General features: G+C 68.8%; 21 protein-coding genes. 13 read left to right on the top strand and 8 right to left on the bottom strand.

Features of this window, described 5'->3' with window-relative positions; genetic code table 11:
- The first annotated feature begins 54 nt into the window (after positions 1–54).
- Positions 55–186: a hypothetical protein gene (locus tag FGL94_RS18780; protein WP_277752610.1), complete on the top strand. Its 132-nt coding sequence runs from the start codon at positions 55–57 to the stop codon at positions 184–186.
- A complete protein-coding gene (locus FGL94_RS07115) occupies positions 183–917 on the top strand; it encodes a TMEM165/GDT1 family protein (RefSeq protein ID WP_144922680.1) in 735 nt (244 codons plus the stop codon). Before FGL94_RS18780 ends, FGL94_RS07115 begins: the two co-directional genes overlap by 4 nt.
- Positions 918–942: 25 nt before the next feature.
- Here the strand turns inward: FGL94_RS07115 and rnhB are convergent, their stop codons facing one another.
- From rnhB to FGL94_RS07100, 3 genes are all read right to left on the bottom strand, one after another.
- Complete coding sequence (gene rnhB, locus FGL94_RS07110) at positions 943–1635, bottom strand: ribonuclease HII (RefSeq protein ID WP_144922677.1); 693 nt, start codon at positions 1633–1635, stop codon at positions 943–945.
- A gap of 68 nt (positions 1636–1703) precedes the next feature.
- On the bottom strand, positions 1704–2075 hold the full coding sequence (locus tag FGL94_RS07105; RefSeq protein WP_144922674.1) for a 30S ribosomal protein S8e: 372 nt from the start codon (positions 2073–2075) through the stop codon (positions 1704–1706).
- A 110-nt stretch (positions 2076–2185) separates the two neighbouring features.
- On the bottom strand, positions 2186–3820 hold the full coding sequence (locus tag FGL94_RS07100) for a potassium channel family protein (RefSeq protein WP_144922671.1): 1635 nt from the start codon (positions 3818–3820) through the stop codon (positions 2186–2188).
- A 149-nt stretch (positions 3821–3969) separates the two neighbouring features.
- On the opposite strand from FGL94_RS07100, the gene FGL94_RS07095 reads away from it, so the two are divergent.
- From FGL94_RS07095 to FGL94_RS07075, 5 genes are all read left to right on the top strand, one after another.
- Positions 3970–4365, top strand: coding sequence for a winged helix-turn-helix domain-containing protein (locus tag FGL94_RS07095; protein ID WP_144922668.1), 396 nt, complete (start codon positions 3970–3972; stop codon positions 4363–4365).
- Complete coding sequence (locus FGL94_RS07090) at positions 4362–4640, top strand: DUF7521 family protein (protein ID WP_144922664.1); 279 nt, start codon at positions 4362–4364, stop codon at positions 4638–4640. Before FGL94_RS07095 ends, FGL94_RS07090 begins: the two co-directional genes overlap by 4 nt.
- 93 nt (positions 4641–4733) lie before the next feature.
- Positions 4734–5435: a helix-turn-helix domain-containing protein gene (locus FGL94_RS07085; protein WP_004046634.1), complete on the top strand. Its 702-nt coding sequence runs from the start codon at positions 4734–4736 to the stop codon at positions 5433–5435.
- Positions 5436–5537: 102 nt separating this feature from the next.
- Entirely contained in the window at positions 5538–6083 is a 546-nt protein-coding gene (locus FGL94_RS07080; RefSeq protein WP_144922661.1) for a DUF1684 domain-containing protein, read from the top strand.
- A 70-nt stretch (positions 6084–6153) separates the two neighbouring features.
- Entirely contained in the window at positions 6154–6666 is a 513-nt protein-coding gene (locus FGL94_RS07075; protein WP_144922659.1) for a hypothetical protein, read from the top strand.
- A 38-nt stretch (positions 6667–6704) separates the two neighbouring features.
- Here FGL94_RS07075 and FGL94_RS07070 read toward each other — a convergent pair whose 3' ends face one another.
- Positions 6705–7742 carry a succinylglutamate desuccinylase/aspartoacylase family protein gene (locus FGL94_RS07070; protein WP_144922656.1) on the bottom strand — a complete coding sequence of 346 codons (1038 nt, stop codon included), beginning with the start codon at positions 7740–7742 and terminating at the stop codon, positions 6705–6707.
- A gap of 133 nt (positions 7743–7875) precedes the next feature.
- Here FGL94_RS07070 and FGL94_RS07065 point away from each other — a divergent pair, with 133 nt between their 5' ends.
- The gene (locus tag FGL94_RS07065; protein WP_186313355.1) at positions 7876–9228 is read left to right on the top strand and encodes a putative ATP-dependent zinc protease; all 1353 of its coding nucleotides are present in this window, start codon (positions 7876–7878) and stop codon (positions 9226–9228) included.
- Positions 9229–9268: 40 nt separating this feature from the next.
- Here FGL94_RS07065 and FGL94_RS07060 read toward each other — a convergent pair whose 3' ends face one another.
- Positions 9269–9901, bottom strand: a complete 633-nt coding sequence (locus tag FGL94_RS07060; protein ID WP_144922653.1) for a hypothetical protein — start codon at positions 9899–9901, stop codon at positions 9269–9271.
- A gap of 105 nt (positions 9902–10006) precedes the next feature.
- Between FGL94_RS07060 and FGL94_RS07055 the strand changes: the two genes are divergently transcribed.
- Together FGL94_RS07055 and FGL94_RS07050 are read left to right on the top strand one after the other, a co-directional pair.
- The gene (locus tag FGL94_RS07055; protein ID WP_144922650.1) at positions 10007–10708 is read left to right on the top strand and encodes a helix-turn-helix domain-containing protein; all 702 of its coding nucleotides are present in this window, start codon (positions 10007–10009) and stop codon (positions 10706–10708) included.
- 97 nt (positions 10709–10805) lie between these two features.
- Positions 10806–11015, top strand: a complete 210-nt coding sequence (locus FGL94_RS07050; RefSeq protein WP_144922647.1) for a hypothetical protein — start codon at positions 10806–10808, stop codon at positions 11013–11015.
- 312 nt (positions 11016–11327) lie between these two features.
- Here the strand turns inward: FGL94_RS07050 and FGL94_RS07045 are convergent, their stop codons facing one another.
- Positions 11328–11663, bottom strand: coding sequence for a DUF7113 family protein (locus tag FGL94_RS07045; RefSeq protein ID WP_144922644.1), 336 nt, complete (start codon positions 11661–11663; stop codon positions 11328–11330).
- Between the two features lie 102 nt (positions 11664–11765).
- Between FGL94_RS07045 and FGL94_RS07040 the strand changes: the two genes are divergently transcribed.
- Entirely contained in the window at positions 11766–13655 is a 1890-nt protein-coding gene (locus tag FGL94_RS07040) for an ATP-binding protein (RefSeq protein WP_144922641.1), read from the top strand.
- A gap of 78 nt (positions 13656–13733) precedes the next feature.
- Positions 13734–14186 (top strand): universal stress protein, encoded by a 453-nt coding sequence (locus tag FGL94_RS07035; RefSeq protein ID WP_144922639.1) that lies wholly within the window; start codon positions 13734–13736, stop codon positions 14184–14186.
- Positions 14187–14226: 40 nt separating this feature from the next.
- Here FGL94_RS07035 and FGL94_RS07030 read toward each other — a convergent pair whose 3' ends face one another.
- Positions 14227–14514, bottom strand: a complete 288-nt coding sequence (locus FGL94_RS07030) for a transcriptional regulator (protein ID WP_144922637.1) — start codon at positions 14512–14514, stop codon at positions 14227–14229.
- 149 nt (positions 14515–14663) lie between these two features.
- On the opposite strand from FGL94_RS07030, the gene FGL94_RS07025 reads away from it, so the two are divergent.
- The gene (locus FGL94_RS07025; protein WP_144922634.1) at positions 14664–15386 is read left to right on the top strand and encodes a DUF4013 domain-containing protein; all 723 of its coding nucleotides are present in this window, start codon (positions 14664–14666) and stop codon (positions 15384–15386) included.
- 44 nt (positions 15387–15430) lie between these two features.
- Here the strand turns inward: FGL94_RS07025 and FGL94_RS07020 are convergent, their stop codons facing one another.
- A complete protein-coding gene (locus tag FGL94_RS07020) occupies positions 15431–15907 on the bottom strand; it encodes a 50S ribosomal protein L11 (protein WP_099255597.1) in 477 nt (158 codons plus the stop codon).
- Between the last annotated feature and the right edge of the window lie 291 nt (positions 15908–16198).

Raw genomic sequence — 16198 nt, 5'->3', positions numbered from 1 at the left:
CCGCAGGTAGTTGAAAGTCGACAAATTATTAGTTTAGACTCCTCTAATTCGACCATGACGATCGACGGTCGCCTCGAGCTGAGCGGCTCGACCGACCCGCGAACCGGGACGACGGCCGTCGCGTGGGCGAGTGCGCTCGGGCGGTCGATCCCGACCGACGAGCGGAGGGAAGAGGGGAACGCATGACCGCCTACTCGGAGATACTGATCGTCGCGTTCGTGGCCCAGTTGGCCGTGTTACCGGGCGAGAAGGTCCAGTTCATGATCGCCGCGCTGTCGACGCGGTACGACCCGAAGGTGGTCGTCGCCGCCGCGGGATCGGCGTTCGCCGGTTGGACCGCGGTGGAGATCGCCTTCGGCCAGGCCCTGCAGTCGGCGTTGCCGGGGATCGTGCTCGACGCCGTAACCGCGGCGCTGTTCTTCGTCTTCGCGTACCTGCTGTACCGATCGATGCCGGACCGGGAACAGGGGCGAGTCGCCGACACCGACGACGACTCGGAAGCCGCCGAACCGGAACCGAACGACGCGACGCTCGCCGCGCTGGAGTCGGTGACGCTTCCGGGACCGCTCGACCGCTACGCCGGCTCGTTCGGAGGGTTCCTCCCGATCTTCGTACTCATGGCCACCGGCGAGTTCGGCGACAAAACGCAGCTGGTGACGATCGGACTGGCCGTCCAGTACGGCGCGACCTCCGCCATCTGGGTCGGCGAGATGCTGGCGATCATCCCGATCAGCCTCGCGAACGCGTACTTTTTCCACACCTTCGCCCACCGCTTCGACATGCGGCGGGCGCACCTCGCGTCCGCGGCGCTGTTCGCCTTCTTCGGCGCCGACACCGTGCTCTCCATCGTCGCCGGCTTCTCCGTCTGGGAGACGTTCATCAACGCTGTGAGCGCGGTGGCTGCCGGACTGGTGTAAGTCGTCGAGAGCCCCCGAGCCTCGGCTAAAACTCGTCCAATCCGGACTGCTCGGCGGCCGCCAACACGTCGTCGCAGGTCGCCCAGGACCGGCGGGCGCAGTCCGGGACGGTCCCGTGGTCGTCGACGTACGCACGCAGGAACGACCGAGTTGTCGGGTCGCTCGGGTAGCCGCTCCCGACGCCGTCGTACGCGGGGTAGTCGGCGTCGATGTCCGTCATCCGCCCGTCGCGGGCCACTTTCGCGACGACGCTCGCGGCGCCGACGAGGGGGTCCTCCTCGTCGGCGCCGTGGGCGGCCGACACGTCGACTGCGGGGGGAGCGTCGACCTCAGAGCCGGGGTCCGCGATGAACTCCCCGAGCCGCCGAGCGAACCGCGCCTCGCTGGTGTCGCCCGCGTCGGCGACGACACGAATCGGTTCGTCGATGTCGACGCCGCCGTCGACCGCGGCTCGGACCGCCCGCGCCTGCCCGCGCACGGTGAGCGTGTTCATGTCCGTGTCCGGGCGGTCGATCTCGGCGGGTTCGACGAACGCGACGCCGACGCCGACGGCGTCGGCTCCCCGGATCGCGGCGTCGATCGACTCGCGTCGTTTCGAGGAGAGACGCTTCGAGTCGTCCACGTCGGCCGGGAGGTCCGACGGGTCGGCGAGCACTGCCGCTGCCGCCATCGGTCCGAGAACGGGTCCCTTGCCGGCCTCGTCGACGCCGAGGTACACGCGTGGCTCGTCGTCTCGAACGGATAAATAGGTTCAGAAAGCGATCGGCGTCGTCGAACGGGAGCCGTTCAGTCGAGGAGGACCGCGTTGACCTGTCCGGTCTGGCCGGGGCGGGAGGTGACGCGGGCGCGGCCCGCGGACGTCTCGATGAGGGCGCCCTTGGTGATGATGTTCCGGCGGGCGTAGTTGACGTTCGAGGGATTGTCGACGACGTTCTCGATCTCGGCCTCGCTTACCTCGCCGTCGGCGGCGACCTGCGCGACGTTCGTCGAGAGGGCGCGGACCTTCTTCTCGGTGCCGCGGGAGTCTATGTACTGGACGCGCGTCTCGCCGACGGTCGTCTCGGCGGGCTCGCGGCCGAGCTGGTGGCGCTTCTTGTTCGAGGCGTGCTTGAGTCGACCGCCCGTCCGCTTGCGCGTGGAGCGTCCCTGGTCTTTCATACAGGGACGAACACCCAGCGAATACTTGAAGCGTTCGACTCGTGTCGGCGATGTGGCCGTCAAGACCGGCGACAAGGCGGCCGGAGGCCCCGACTCACGCCGCCGACCGGTTAGGAGAACCGTCTCTCGAACTCCCGGATCCCCTCATCGGTGCCGACGACGACGAGTTCGTCGTCCGACTCGATCCGGGTGTCAGGACCGATCTCGGTCACTGTCTCGTCGCCCCGCTCGATCGCGATGACGGTGCAGCCTGTCGTCTCTCGAACGTTCGCTCGGCCGATCTCCCGCCCGGAGAGCCGCGGGACACGGCTCCTGACGACCTCGATCTGCTGGTTAAGCGAGAGCACGTCGCGGTCCCTGATGACGGTCGAAGCGGACAGCCGCCCGGTGACGGTCGCGAGCGAGAGCACGTAGTCGGCTCCCGCCCGGTGCATCTTGCGGACGCTCGCGGCCTCCTCGACCCGAGCGAGCACCTGCGTGTTCGGCGCCAGATCGCGGACCACGAGCGTCGTGAACTCCGTCGTGGTGTCGTCCGGCAGCGCGAGCATGACCGTCTGCGCCGCCTCGACACCGGCGGCGCGCAGCGTCTCCGGGTCGGTCGCGTCGCCGACCACGTCAACGCCCTCGCCGTCCTCTCGGTCGACGACCGTGACGGGAAGGTCCGCGTCTGCGACCGTCTCGGCAACGGTTTTGCCGACATGTCCGTACCCGATGACCACGGTCTCACCGGCACCGAACCGCCGCGTGTCGGAGTTCGTCAGCTCGACGAGACGCTCCAACTGGTCCGGCCGCCCGGAGACGAGCAGAACCGTTCCAGCCGACAGCGTCGCGTCCGGCGGCGGCGCCGCGTCGAACTCGCCGTTGAACCACGCTCCGATCACGTTGACGCCGGCGCGCTCGCGGAGCCGGCTGTCAGCCAGCGTCGTTCCGGCGAGCGAACTCCCGTGCGGGATCGACACCTCCGCAAGTTGGAGGGAGTCACCGATCGCGACCGCCTCACCGAGGTCGGTCTGGAGGGCGGTCGTCACCTTCGCGGCGAGGCTCTCTCCGAGCAGCGACCGCGGGGAGAGCACCTCGTCCGCGCCGGCGAGCCGGTGGTACCGCTCGCGCTCCGAGTCCTCCACGACGCTGATGACACGCACGTCCGGCGACAGCTCCTTCGCGGCGAGCACGATGCTCGCGTCCACCTGGTCGGAGACGTCCGTTATCAGCGCCCGCGCGTCGGCGAGATTCGCGGCAGCCAGCCCGTCCGTGGACTCCGGGTCCGCGCGGATCACCGTCCGGCCCGCCTCGTGGAGCCGCACCGCTCGGCCGTCGTCCGGTTCGACGATCACGTACGGTATCTCGTGGGAGTCGAACTCCTCGATGAGCGCCGCCGACCGAGAGGTGTCCGAACAGACGACGACGTGATCGGTCATCTCCTCGTCCAGCGATCGAGGGGCGGTCGTCGAGAAGGCCTCCTCTAAGAGCGGCGTCACCACGACCGGCAGCGCGCCGATCAGGAGCACCATGCCGACGAGGTCCATCACGGCGATAAAGGCGTTCAGCTGCTGGCTCTCCCACGGCGAGTCCCCGCCGAACCCGGTAGTGGTGAACATCTCGATCGAGAAGCGCAGCGCCTCGACCATCGTGCGCGGGTCCCCCTCGTACACCCGCATCCCGTAGCGGTAGACGACCGCAGTGAAGACCAGCACGGAGAGGACGAAGGCTGAGTACCCGATGACGCGTCGCTTCCACGAGTCCATCTCCTCCGGATACGACATCCGCACACAAAAACGGGACGCGTTCGGAGGACGCCGAGGGGGAAAAGATGTTCGGGAGATCCGGGGGACCGCTGGCTCGCGGCCCGGTCCGAAGCTCGATGGTTTAAGTACCGGGGGTCGAACGAACACGTATGGTGCGGGATCCGTCGCGCGAGGAAGCTCCGCCGTCGGTCGATACCGTGCTGAACGCCCTAGCAGACGACGACGCACGGCGGATCGTCTCGGCACTCTCCGAACCGAAGACCGCCAGCGACATCTCGGAGGAGTGCGACATCCCGCTGTCGACGACCTACCGGAAGTTGGAGCTGCTCACCGAGGCGTCCCTGCTGTCGGAGTCGACGGACATCCGCCGCGACGGGCAACACACGACCCGCTACTCGGTCTCGTTCGAGACGGTGACCGTCTCGATCGACGAGGAGGACGACGAAGGGGACGCCCGCGAGTTCGACATCGAGTTCACGCGCCCGGAGCGCACCCGGGACGAACGGCTGGCCGACCTGTGGTCGGAGCTGCGCGAGGAAACATGAATACGTACATCAACCTGTTCATCATCGTCGCAAAGACCGCCATCCTGGCGCTCGGTGGCAGCATCACCTACTACGCGCTCCGGGCGTACGGCCGGACCGGCAACCCCTCGCTGCGCGCGCTCGGTATCGGCTTCGGCATCGTCACCATCGGGGCGCTGATCGGCGGCGTCTCCCACCAGATCATCGGATCGAGTCTGGCCGTCGGGATCGCGATCAACAGCCTGCTGACCTCGATCGGGTTCGGCGTCATCGTCTACTCGCTAACGGTGGAGTAACGTCGTCCGGCGCCTCGCTTCCGCCGCGCTGTCGACGTTCGACGAACCCCGCTTTCGGTAGCCTTTTGCGGCGCTCGGTCGTCGGATCGGGTCATGAGCGACGCACGCGAGGAGCTCTCCCGCCGGATCGCCGGCGAGATAACGCTCAGCGACGATCCCGGAGCGACGCTGCGGAAGTGGCGGACCGACTTCGACGTCTCCCAGACCGAACTGGCCGACCAGCTCGACGTCTCCTCATCGGTCGTCTCGGACTACGAGAGCGGGCGCCGCGAGAGCCCGGGGATCGGCGTCGTCCGGCGGACCGTCGAGGGGCTCTTGGACATCGACGAGCGGCGGGGGGGCGGGCGACTCCGCCAGTATGCGCGCGTGCTCTCCGCGGGCTTCGAGAGCGACATCGTCCACGACCTCCGGGAGTACTCGACTGCGGTCCCCTTAGAGGAGTTCTACGAGGCGATGGGCGCGACGGAGATCGTGCGCGGCGAGCAGGACCACGTCAACGGCCACACCGTCATCAACTCGATCGAGGCGATCACCCGCCTGTCGAGCGAGGAGTTCTACCGGCTGTACGGCCAGTCGACGAACCGCGCGCTCGTGTTCACCCGCGTCACCCGCGGCGAGTCGCCGCTGGTCGCGCTGCGAGTCGTGAGTCCGACGCCGAACGCGGTCGTGCTCCACGGGATCGAGGACGGCGACCTGTGGGACCACGCCGCCGACCTCGCCCGCGTCGACGGGTTCTCGCTGGCGACCTCGACCCGCGACCTCGACGACTGTTTGGCCGACCTGCAGGCGCTGTGAGGCGTTCGCCCCGGTTTTGAGGCAGTCGCGCAGGAGGGCCGCCTTCGCGGGCGCTCGCCCCGGACCGCGACCCTGAAACCCCCGGCGGCCCTCCCCACGGACATGAGCGACGACTACGCCGAGCGGCTCCGCGCGAACCGCCGCGAGAAGGACGAGTTCTTCGCCGAGCACCCGCAGTCGCCGATCCCGCCCGAGCACCGCGACGAGTTCGACGGGCTCGACTACTTCGCGCCCGACCCCGACTACCGGGCCGAGGCGACCGTCACCGTCCACGACGACCCCGAGCCGGTCGAGATGGAGACCACGGCGAGCAACCCGGTTCGGTACCTCCGGGTCGTCACCTTCGCGTTCGAGGTCGGCGGCGGGGAGCACACCCTCGCGGGGTACCGGCAGGAGGGCGACGACGGCGCGATCTTCGTTCCCTTCCGGGACAAGACGACCGGCCAGCAGACGTACCGCAACGGGCGGTACATGGAGCTGGAGCCGGAGGGAGAACTCGCCGACGGCGACGCGGTGACGATCGACTTCAACCTCGCGTACAGCCCCTTCTGCGCGTACAGCGAGACGTTCTCCTGTCCGCTTCCGCCCGAGGAGAACTGGCTCGAGATCGTCGTTCCCGCGGGCGAGAAGGCGCCCGACATCGAGTAGTCGGTAATCACCCGTGTGTGCGGTGCCGCCCCGCGGAAAACCTCAAATCCTCCCCCGCCGAAGCCCGCCCATGCGCACCCGGCTCGCGGTCGCCGGCCTCCTCGCCGTCGGCGTCCTCCTGATGGCGAACCCGCTGTACCTCCCCGTGCCGGTCGGCGAGCCCGACCCCGCCTACACCCACACCGTCCAGCCGGTCGAGGACGGGTCGCCCGTGGCGGGAATCGACGCGCCCGACGAGGGGAACGAGACCGCCGACGGCGTGGTCGACTACGCCGACCTCGACCCCGAGGCGCAGGCGGCGTTCGACCGCGCGCTCGCCGCGGATGGCGGGTTCGGCGTCGAGGACTCGGACGAGCGCGTCGACTCGCTGTCGTACCCGACGGGTCCCTCACTCGGTGACGGGCTCCTCGTGGTCGAGTACGAGGGCGAGCGCTACGAGTTCTGGACCCGGACCGTCGAGCGAGAGCCGGGCGCCGTCGTCGCCCAGCGGATCGCGGTCCAGCCGGTCGCGTTCCTCGCCGGCTTCTTCGCCGTACTCGCCGCGGCCGCGCTCGGATTTCGGGGACGGCTCGACCGGACGTGATCGCGAGGACGCGGTCGCGAACCGCGCGGATCCCCCCTTCAGTCCGCCGCGTTCGGCCGTCCCACCGGCTTCGGCGCGTCGCCGGTCTCGATCGCGCGCCGCGTCGACTCGTCGATCTCGACGAGGTGACACAGCGGGTTTCCGGGGTAGACGACCGGATTCTCCAAGAGGCCGATCAGCAGCCCGGTGAACGGCGCCTCGACACCCACCGCGTCCTCCTTGAACGGGTTGGTGATCGTCGCGATCCGCTCGCCCTCGCGGACGAGCGATCCGCTCTCGAAGTGCGTGTCGACGATCCCGCCGGAGTCGGCGCGGAGCCACGTCTTCTCGCCCGCGCCGGCGACGATCGTCCGCCAACCGGGCCAGCGCACCGTGTCGGTGTCGAGCAGCCCGTACTCGGCGAAGACGGAGCGCACGCCGGCGAGCGCGTCGTCGATGAGCGGGCGCTGGAACCGGTGGGCCTCGCCCATCTCGATCGTGATCGTCGGGATCCCGTCGTCGGTCGCCTCGCCCCGGAGGGTGCCGCTCGGGCCGTCGCTGTCGATGACCACCTTCGAGCCGAACGCCAGCGCGAGGCGGTGGACCCCGTCGTCGGTCATGTCGCCGCGAACGTGGAGCATGTTCGTCCGGCCGCGGGTGGAGGTGTGGAAGTCGAGCCCGAAGTCACAGGGCGCGATGAAGTTCTCGTAGATCTGGTGGGCCATCCGCTTCGAGCTGGTCGAGCCCGCCTTCCCGGGAAACGACCGGTTCAGGTCGCGGTCGTAGACGGGGAGGTAGCGCTGCTGGGCGATGAAGCCGGGAACGTTGAGCACGGGGAGGCAGACGAGCGTGCCCGCGAGCCGCGAGAGGTCCCACTCGTGGGCGACCTCGCGGACGACCTCGATGCCGTTGAGCTCGTCTCCGTGGGCGGCCGCCGTGAGGAACGCGGTGGGGCCGTCGCGCTCGCCGTTGACGATCGTCACGGGGATCCGGACCGGGTCGCCGAGGTACGTCTCGCTGATGCCGTAGCGGATGTTCTGCGTCTCGCCCGGCGGCACCGCGCCGCCGTTATAGGTGAACACCCGGTCGTCGCTCATGCCAAATCGGAGCACGGCGTCGGGTATATATATGGCGACCCGCGGGTCGGCCGCGCTCCGGCCCCGCCGGTCGGTGCGCCGAAGAGCGACACCGATCGGTCGACCTTTTACGAATGCCTGCGCAGGTGTCTCCATGAGTTCGGACCCGGTACGGGTGGGAGTGCTGTCGCTGCACAACAGCAAGGAAACGAAGGCGATCTGCAACGCGGTCGAGGACCTCGGCCACGAGCCGGTGTGGCTCCGCGAGGAGAACGCCGCCATCAGCGTCGACGACGGCGAGGTCTCGGTGGAGCCCGCCGTCGACGTGATCGCGAACCGGCTGCTGCTCTCGAACACGGATCAGCCCGCGGAGCTGCTCGGGCTGGCGACCACGTTCGAGCGCATCCGACCGATGTTGAACGAGCCGAACGCCGTGCTCGCGTCGATCCACAAGTTCGCGACCGCGGCGACGCTCGCCGACTGGAACATCCGCGTGCCAGACGCGCTGCTCGCGTTATCGAACGACCGACTCAACGAGGGGCGCGAGCGCTTCGGCGAGGTCGGCGTTTATAAGACCGCGATCGGCACGCACGGCGGCGGGACGTGGAAGGTCGACCTCACGGAGCGCGTGAACCCGAAGGTGGGGAACCGGCAGGCGTTCCTCCAGCGGCTCATCGACCGCGACGACGAGAAGCACCGCGACCTGCGCGTGTACATCGTCGGCGACGAGATCATCGGCTCCATGTACCGCTACGCGCCCGAGGGCGACTGGCGGACCAACGTCGCGCTCGGCGGTGCGGTCGAGGACGCCACCGACGACATGCCCGAGGAGGCGGCCGAGACCGCGCTGTACGCGGCCGACGTGATGGACCTCGACTACGCCGGCGTCGACCTCGTCGAGGGGTACGACGGCTGGTACGTCCTCGAAGTGAACCCGACGGCCGGGTTCAAGGGGCTGTACGAGGCCACCGGTACGAGCCCCGCGCCGCACATCGCGAAGCTCGCGATCGAGAGGGTCGACGGCGAGGTCGACGACGACGACGTAGAGCGGATCTCGGCGACGCTCGACGATTCGCGGCCCTCCTGTGCCCCGATGCCGAAGCCGACCCCGACCGAACAGCCGGAGATCGGCTACATCGAGGAGGTCGTCGTCACCGGTACCTCCGGCTCCACGCAGGCGCTCGCGAAGTCGGACACGGGCGCGACCCGGACCAGCATCGACACCCAGCTCGCCGCCGAGATCGGCGCCGGCCCGATCAAGAGCATGACCCGAGTCAAGTCGGGCAGCATGAAGGGCGGGAAGGCCCGACCCGTCGTCGACCTCGTTATCGGTATCGGCGGCAACCAGCACACCGTCACCGCGAGCGTCGAGGACCGCGGCCACATGGAGTACCCGCTCCTCCTCGGCCGCGACATCCTCACCGACTACCGGGTCGACGTCCGGAAGCGCGCCGACGTGGAGGAGGCCGAGCGCGATGAGGCGGGCGAGATCCTCGAAGAGGAGTAGCGCGGCTCCGCCGTCCGCCGCTCCCATCCGGCGGGCGAGATCAGGCGTACAGGACGATGACGAACGCCACGAACAGCAGCTCGCCGCCGACGAGTATCGCCGCGAACAGCCAGTAGCGGTACGTCCAGAGCCACTCTCTCGCCCTCGTCCACGCCGATCGGGGGCCGGAGAGAGAGGTTCCTCCGCCGCCGTCGATCCCCGCGTCGCCGTCGTTTTCGGCGTCGGCGGACAGGTACGACTCGTCGAGCCGCCACTCGCCGCCCTCGTACGTCGCCGGCACCCGAGCGCCGACGAGCTCGTCGACGTCGAGCGGCGAGACCCCGGCGGTTTCGAGGAACGCGAGGAACGCCTCCGACTCCGCCAGCGAGCCGTTCCGCGGCGCGGGGAACCGCTCAGTATGGGTCGCGTCGCCGTGCGGGGTCCGGAACTCCACGACGACCTCATCGTCCGACGACCGCACACCGGTCGCGATCAGCTCGCGCTCCGCGTCGTTGAGGTACGCCTCCCGGAGGCGACGCTGTACCTCGTCGTCGACCTCGGGACCGTCGACCTCGGGACCGTCGGCCTCGGAACCGTCGGCCTCGGAACCGTCGACCTCGGGGTCAACGGTCGGCGACGCCGACTCCGTCGGAGGCTCCGTCTCTCTCCCGCCGTTGGAGGGTCGGTCGGGCATCCGGATCGGCCTTGGCAGCGCGGTACAATAAGCGCGCGGGGCGTTTCTCCCCCTCGCTGGCGCGCTGTCGGAACTCGTTTCACCGTCCGCGGTCTCGGGTCACGCATGCGTGAAGTGACGTTACGGGTCCGCCACCGCGGCGGCCCCGAGTCGGAGGTGAGCGCCCGCCACCCGGAGGTGACGCTCAACTCGGTCTCCTCGATGACCGGTACGGGTACGGAGCGAAAGCGGATCGTGGAGTTTCAGGGGCCGACCGCCGATATCGAGTCGTTCCTGACCGAGTTCCGCCGCGCCGACCCCGTGGTGTCCGCGGAGCCGATCTCGCCGGTCGCCGGGGGCCACGCGTACGTCGCGCTTACCGTCGACACCGACGGCTGGGAGGGGATCGGCGAGCGGCTTGCGGACCTCGGCGTCCACTACCGAATGGGTACGACCATCTCCGGTGGGATCGAGCGCTGGACGGTGTACCTCGGAGATGACGACGACCTCTCGGCGCTGATCCGCGGACTCGAACGCGGCGGAAACGACGTCGAACTCGCTCGCAACGTCGAACTCGCCGCGCTTAACCGCTCCTCGAAACTGCCCGCTGCGGGCATCCTCGACGGGCTCACCGACAGGCAGCGCGAGGTGCTCGCGACGGCTATCGCGACGGGGTACTACGACCACGGCGGCGGGGTGGGCGTCGAGAACGTCGCGGAGGAGCTCGATCTCGGGTCGACGACCGTGTGGGAACACCTCTCACGAGCGGAGTCGACGGTGATGAGCGCCCTGTTCGACCGCTTCGAGGAGTGGGGACTACCCGGATGAGACGTTTCGGGGCCTACCGGGCGAAATCGGTCCGAAACGCGGCAGTAGCGCCGAATTCCGAACAACGTTTTTGTACTTCCGGGTCGGACCGGCGCGTATGAACGACGGGACGGTGTCCGTGCCTGACGAGCAGTACGAGCGGCTCGCCGCGCTCGCGGCCGCCCGCGGTGTGAGCCCCGAGATGCAACTGGTCCGGCTCATCGACGACGCCTACGAAGGGCTCGACGCCGACGCCGCACACACCGAGAGCCTCCCGCTCGGGGTGTGTGACGCGGACGACGAGGAGGCGCTCGGCGGCGAAGAGTAGCGGCATCGCTGGCTGCAGCGTCTCGGTACCGAGGGCCTCGGGCACGTCGAGTTCGGCCGTCGCGGGCCACTGCGCGGGCCGAACGCGCGTCGGTGACCGATCGCTTCGCTTCCACTCCTCGAGTAGTCGGTCGACTGCAGGTCACCCTTCGCGCGCCGACGGCGCGGTAGCGACGACGCCGCTTCCCGTCGCTGTGAACGCCGTGAGACGCACGAGCCACGCCGCGAAGAGAACCGGGAAAACGGGGAAATCGGGGGAATCGGGGGAATCGGGGAAAACGAAAAGTCAGAGATGTCGAGAGAAGTGACGCTCTCAGGCCGGATCTTCCTTCGTCACCTCGACCTCGACGCCGTCGGGGTCGACGCCGATTCTGGCGAACTGGGTCCGGACGTGCTCTTTGGCCGCGTCCAGGGCCTGATCGCGGGTGTCGAACCCGCGGGGCATCGGCTCCTCGAAGGCGACCCGGATCTCCTCGCCGTCGACGAGGAGTGCGGACCCGCCGCTCTCGACCTCGTAGAAGGAGTCGCACACCCAGACGTACGGGGCGTCCTCGTCGGGTGCTCCCTTGTAGGCGGGGGGCTCCTCACCGCGCTCGAACACCGTCCCGGTGAGATCCGTTCCGCCGCCGCTGCCGCGAACGAGTATCATGTCACCAATACGGTCCGGAGACTCAAAAGGGGCCCGTGAGGACGCTCCCGAATCGGACGCCGAGGCCGAAATGCTTTCGGCGTGGGACGCGGTGGGTCCGCCATGACGCTGGAGGACTTCACCGAGTTCGGCGACGACGAGGGTGACGGCGGCGGAGACGCCGACGACGCCGCCCCGGCGACCGCTGGAGTCGGTGACGCCGAGCCCGGTGACGCCGACCGCGGCGGCGCGGGCACGACCGACGGCGGGGGAGCAATCGACGAGGGCAGCGAGGCCTCGTCCGACGACGAGTTCGCCGCGTACGACGTGGAGCCGACCGGCGAGGACACCGGGCTCGGCGTCGTCTCGGTCTCGCAGGGGCTCCGCGTGGCCGAGGAGGCCGAGGAGACGACGCTGAAGGCGTTCGTCACGACGGGGAACCGCGAGGCGGTCCGGCTCGGGAAGTACCTCCTGATCCCGTACCCGGACGGCGAGCGACTGTTCTGTCGGATCACCGGGCTGGAGTACGCACAGGAGTTCCGGTCGGACGACGCCACCGAGATCCACGCCCGCCGGCAGATGCGCCGCGACGACTTCGCCGAGCGCGACTACAAGTTCATGGCCGAGCTGGAGCCGATGTCGGTCGTGTACGGCTCCGGCGACGACATGAAGCGGCGGATGACCGACCGGGTGCCGAAGCCGGGCGCGGTCGTCGAGGAGGCCTCCGACGACGCCGAGATCAAGACCGGGCTGAAGATCCCCGAGGACGGCGTCTTCCTCGGCCACCTCTCCGTCGGCGGCGAGAAGGTGCGGACGGCCGCGGAGCCGCCCACCGTCGACTACCGGGTGAAGGACGACTACGCCGACGGCGACCCCCTCGCGTTCCGGCACACCCTCGTCGCCGGCGGGACCGGATCGGGGAAGACCCACGCCTCCAAGAACGTGCTCCGGCAGTACCTCGACTCGGACCGCACCTACCCGACCGGCGACGGCCGGGAGTCGCGGATGGCGGTCGTCCAGTTCGACCCGCAGGACGAGTACGCGCAGATGCACGACGACAACCCCGACCTCGACGCCGACTTCGCGCGGCGGCTCGACCGCGAGGGGATCGCCCACGGCGGCCACGACGACACCGTCGCGCTGGTGCCGCGGGCCGCGAACGCGACGTACCCCGGCGAGGGGCACCGTGCGGAGCGCGTGGAGTTCACGATCCCCTTCTCGCTGGCGCGGGACATGCCGTGGCTCGTCGCCGGCTCCGGGCTCAACGAGAACCAGTACCCCGCGCTGTTGACCCTGCTGAACCGCTTCTTCCGTGACTACGGTGACGACGGGACCTACAGCCAGTTCCTCTCGTACCTCGACGATCCGGCGCTCAAAGAGGAGCTCGACGAGAGCGGTCGCGTCCACGAGGCGACGTTCGACGCCGTCAAACGGCGGGTCCGCGGCGTCCCCGGCGGCGTGTTCGACCAGGACGCGAAGCCGATCACGGAGCTGGACCACACCCTTGTCCGGCCCGGCGGGCTCTCCGTGGTTCCCACCTACCACCTGCCGACCTCCCGGCAGAAGGAGATAGTCGTGCTCGCGGTCTCGGGGCTGCTCGTCGACGACAAGCTCTCGAACGACCCCGACAGCGACCGGATCGAGGAGACCCCCCTCCTCATCGGGATGGACGAGGCGCACAACTTCCTCGCCGACGCCGACACGGTGCAGGCCCGGAAGGTCGTCCAGAAGTTCACGGAGGCGGCCAAGCAGGGCCGCAAGGAGCGGCTCGGCCTGTTCCTCATCACGCAGGACCCGCAGGACGTGGCCGAGTCCGTGTTCAAGCAGGTCAACACCAAGATAGTCTTGAACCTCGGCGACGAGGACGCGATCTCCAGCGTCAACATCCCCGCCAACCTCGCCGGGAAGGTGCCGTACATGGAGAAGGGACAGATGGTGGTCTACTCCCCGGACAACTCCGAGCCGGTGGAGCTGATCGGGCTCTCGGAGTGCGTGACGCGACACGGGGATTGAGCGAGCGCACTCGGTCCCGATTACCGCCGCGTCGGAGCCGCCGCCGCCCTTTTTAAGCCGAGCGAGAGAAGCGCGCACATGGCCAAACGAATCCTCGTTGCGATCGACGGATCGACGGAGGCGAGAGAGGCACTCCAGTTCGCGGCGTCCGAGTGGCCTGACGCGGAGCTGACGGCACTACACGTGATCAACCCCGCCGACTCGGCGACGGGGGCGGAGGGCGGGTTCCCCGGCGCCGCCGACCAGTGGTACGACAGCGCCAAGCAGCGCGGCGAGCGAGTCCTGGCCGAAGCGATCGAGGCGGTCGACCGCGAGGTGGAGACGCGACTGGAGGTCGGGCGGCCAACGGGAACGATCCTCGCCGTGGCTGGCGGCGAGAAGCCGGTCGGCGAAGAAGACGCCTCCGGCGAACCGTTCGACCACGTCGTGTTAGCGAGCCAGGGCCGGACCGGGATCTCTCGGGTCCTCCTCGGGAGCGTCGCCGAGGGCGTGGTCCGCCGCGCCGAGGTCCCCGTTACCGTCGTTCGGTGAGTGGGAGGTCAGGAGCGGGGGTGTGCGGCGAGGTCGACGATCAGCCGTCCGCGCGCGCGGCCTCGACCACCTCGCCGACGACCGTCCACCCCTCCTCGTCGGGACCAGACCGGCCGAGCAGCACGGACTCGTAGTCGTCCGAGGTGATCAGCCGGAACTCGGCGTCGCCGTCGCCGTCGGTGCGGACGCCCTCGCCGCGGAACTCCCGCTGAAAGAACTCGGTCGAGGAGAACTCGAAGACGCCCGTCTCGCCGTCGTCGAGGGTGAGTCGGACGGGTCGAGGTTGGACGTTGTGGATGCGCTTGGCGATCGGATTGAGATCGGGCATAGCAGACCATCAGTAAGATTCGGAAATAAAACCGCCGTGGGCGCCGTCCGCGTCGTTCACACATTCGAGCAGGACCGACGACTGCGTTTCCCGGTGAAACGACCGTACGACGTTAAGACCTCTCGGCGCGTTGTGATAGGGGATCACCCATGTTGTCAGAATCAGCAAACTACCTGCGCGACGGCGAGGACGCCGTCGTGACGGTCGCGATCGGCGGAGTGCTGTTGCTCGCGAGTCCGCTCCTGATCCCCTCGTTCCTGGTGCTCGGGTACCTCACGCGCGTTATCCGAGGGACGGCCGACGGCGACGACGAGCCGCCGGCTTTCGAGGCGTGGGGTGACCTCCTCATTGAGGGGGTGAAGGCGTTCGCCGTCACGTTCGTCTATTCGCTGCTACCGCTCGCGGTCCTCGCGGTCGCCGCCGTGTTCGGCATCGGCGCGGCCGTCGTCGGGTCCGGTAACGGCGCCGGCGGCCTCTTCGGTGGGCTGGTCGGCGGGTTACTGGCGCTGCTGCTCGTCGTCGTCGCGCTTGTCGTTTCGCTCGCCGGAGTTTACGTGACGCCGGCCGCGCTGGCCGCGGTCGCCGACTCGGGGCGCGTCGGAGACGGCTTCGCGGTCGGCACGCTCTGGAGCGTCGTCACGAAGCGGGCGTACGCCGTCGGCTGGCTCACCGCCGTCGCGGTGGTGTTCGCCGGTTCGGTAGCGATCGGCCTGCTTTCGGTCGTTCCGGTCGTCGGGACGATCGCCGGGTTCTTCGTACAGTTCTACGCGATCGTCGCCGCGGCCGCCATCATCGGCTGGACGTGGACCGACGTGCGGCCGGTCGCGACCGAGACGGCGGAGACCGAGCCCGCGGAAGGGGCCGTAATGTAGGCGACGGTGAGAAACGAACGGAGCGAAAAGGCGCGAACGCGGCGTTACGCTTCGAGGACGTCGTCGTAGTCGCCGGCGTCGACGCGGTCGTCGAACGTCCGGGCGTCCTCGCCCTCGATGGTGACGCCGAGGGAGGCGCAGGTGCCGCCGACCTCCTTGGCGGCGTTTTTCACGTCGTACGCGAGCAGGTCGGTCGACTTCTGCTCGGCGACCTTCTTCACCTGTTCGATCGACATGTCCGCGACGAAGTCCTCCTGGGGCTCGCCGGAGCCGGTCTCGAAGCCGGCCTCGTCCTTGATCAGTTCGGCCGTCGGCGGGACGCCGACCTCGATCGTGAAGGAGCCGTCGTCGTCGTACTCGATGGTGACGGGCACTTCCATGCCGTCGAACGCGGCGGTCTCCTCGTTGATCTGCGACACGACGTCCTGAACGTCCACCGGCGTCGGCCCGAGCTCGGGACCGAGCGGCGGGCCGGGGTTGGCCTGCCCGCCGGGGACGAGCGCTTCGATAGTTCCAGCCATATCCGTACGAACCCGATGGCGACTTTTAACGGTTGTTCTTTCGGGCAGGGGGAGCCAGCGGTTCGCACACTTCCGATATCGACCACAGCGCGGCGGTTACTTCGCGTAACGCAACGAGTCGAAGTGAGAATGCGCTTATAAGTGTTCTTTCGCAGTGAACAGCTCCGAATTCCCAGTCGATCGCTTAAAAGTGGTTGACCGCAAATCGGCGGAGAACTCCTTCAAGCCCCCTTTAAGGCCCCATCCGTAACCACCCCGGACCGCCCCGGACCGCAACCGCACCTCGCGCCT

It is taken from the genome of Halorubrum salsamenti, assembly GCF_007671685.1.
In the GTDB taxonomy this organism is placed as follows: domain Archaea; phylum Halobacteriota; class Halobacteria; order Halobacteriales; family Haloferacaceae; genus Halorubrum; species Halorubrum salsamenti.
The sequence above is the reverse complement of the archived record's forward strand: the minus strand, read 5'-3'. Positions and strand labels throughout refer to the sequence as shown.

Coding starts and splice junctions, on each gene's coding strand:
- FGL94_RS18780 (WP_277752610.1), top strand. CDS start 55: ATGACGATCGACGGTCGCCTCGAGCTGAGCGGCTCGACCGACCCGCGA.
- FGL94_RS07115 (WP_144922680.1), top strand. CDS start 183: ATGACCGCCTACTCGGAGATACTGATCGTCGCGTTCGTGGCCCAGTTG.
- FGL94_RS07105 (WP_144922674.1), bottom strand. CDS start 2,075: ATGAAAGACCAGGGACGCTCCACGCGCAAGCGGACGGGCGGTCGACTC.
- FGL94_RS07100 (WP_144922671.1), bottom strand. CDS start 3,820: ATGGACTCGTGGAAGCGACGCGTCATCGGGTACTCAGCCTTCGTCCTC.
- FGL94_RS07095 (WP_144922668.1), top strand. CDS start 3,970: ATGGTGCGGGATCCGTCGCGCGAGGAAGCTCCGCCGTCGGTCGATACC.
- FGL94_RS07090 (WP_144922664.1), top strand. CDS start 4,362: ATGAATACGTACATCAACCTGTTCATCATCGTCGCAAAGACCGCCATC.
- FGL94_RS07085 (WP_004046634.1), top strand. CDS start 4,734: ATGAGCGACGCACGCGAGGAGCTCTCCCGCCGGATCGCCGGCGAGATA.
- FGL94_RS07080 (WP_144922661.1), top strand. CDS start 5,538: ATGAGCGACGACTACGCCGAGCGGCTCCGCGCGAACCGCCGCGAGAAG.
- FGL94_RS07075 (WP_144922659.1), top strand. CDS start 6,154: ATGCGCACCCGGCTCGCGGTCGCCGGCCTCCTCGCCGTCGGCGTCCTC.
- FGL94_RS07070 (WP_144922656.1), bottom strand. CDS start 7,742: ATGAGCGACGACCGGGTGTTCACCTATAACGGCGGCGCGGTGCCGCCG.
- FGL94_RS07065 (WP_186313355.1), top strand. CDS start 7,876: ATGAGTTCGGACCCGGTACGGGTGGGAGTGCTGTCGCTGCACAACAGC.
- FGL94_RS07060 (WP_144922653.1), bottom strand. CDS start 9,901: ATGCCCGACCGACCCTCCAACGGCGGGAGAGAGACGGAGCCTCCGACG.
- FGL94_RS07055 (WP_144922650.1), top strand. CDS start 10,007: ATGCGTGAAGTGACGTTACGGGTCCGCCACCGCGGCGGCCCCGAGTCG.
- FGL94_RS07050 (WP_144922647.1), top strand. CDS start 10,806: ATGAACGACGGGACGGTGTCCGTGCCTGACGAGCAGTACGAGCGGCTC.
- FGL94_RS07045 (WP_144922644.1), bottom strand. CDS start 11,663: ATGATACTCGTTCGCGGCAGCGGCGGCGGAACGGATCTCACCGGGACG.
- FGL94_RS07040 (WP_144922641.1), top strand. CDS start 11,766: ATGACGCTGGAGGACTTCACCGAGTTCGGCGACGACGAGGGTGACGGC.
- FGL94_RS07035 (WP_144922639.1), top strand. CDS start 13,734: ATGGCCAAACGAATCCTCGTTGCGATCGACGGATCGACGGAGGCGAGA.
- FGL94_RS07030 (WP_144922637.1), bottom strand. CDS start 14,514: ATGCCCGATCTCAATCCGATCGCCAAGCGCATCCACAACGTCCAACCT.
- FGL94_RS07025 (WP_144922634.1), top strand. CDS start 14,664: ATGTTGTCAGAATCAGCAAACTACCTGCGCGACGGCGAGGACGCCGTC.
- FGL94_RS07020 (WP_099255597.1), bottom strand. CDS start 15,907: ATGGCTGGAACTATCGAAGCGCTCGTCCCCGGCGGGCAGGCCAACCCC.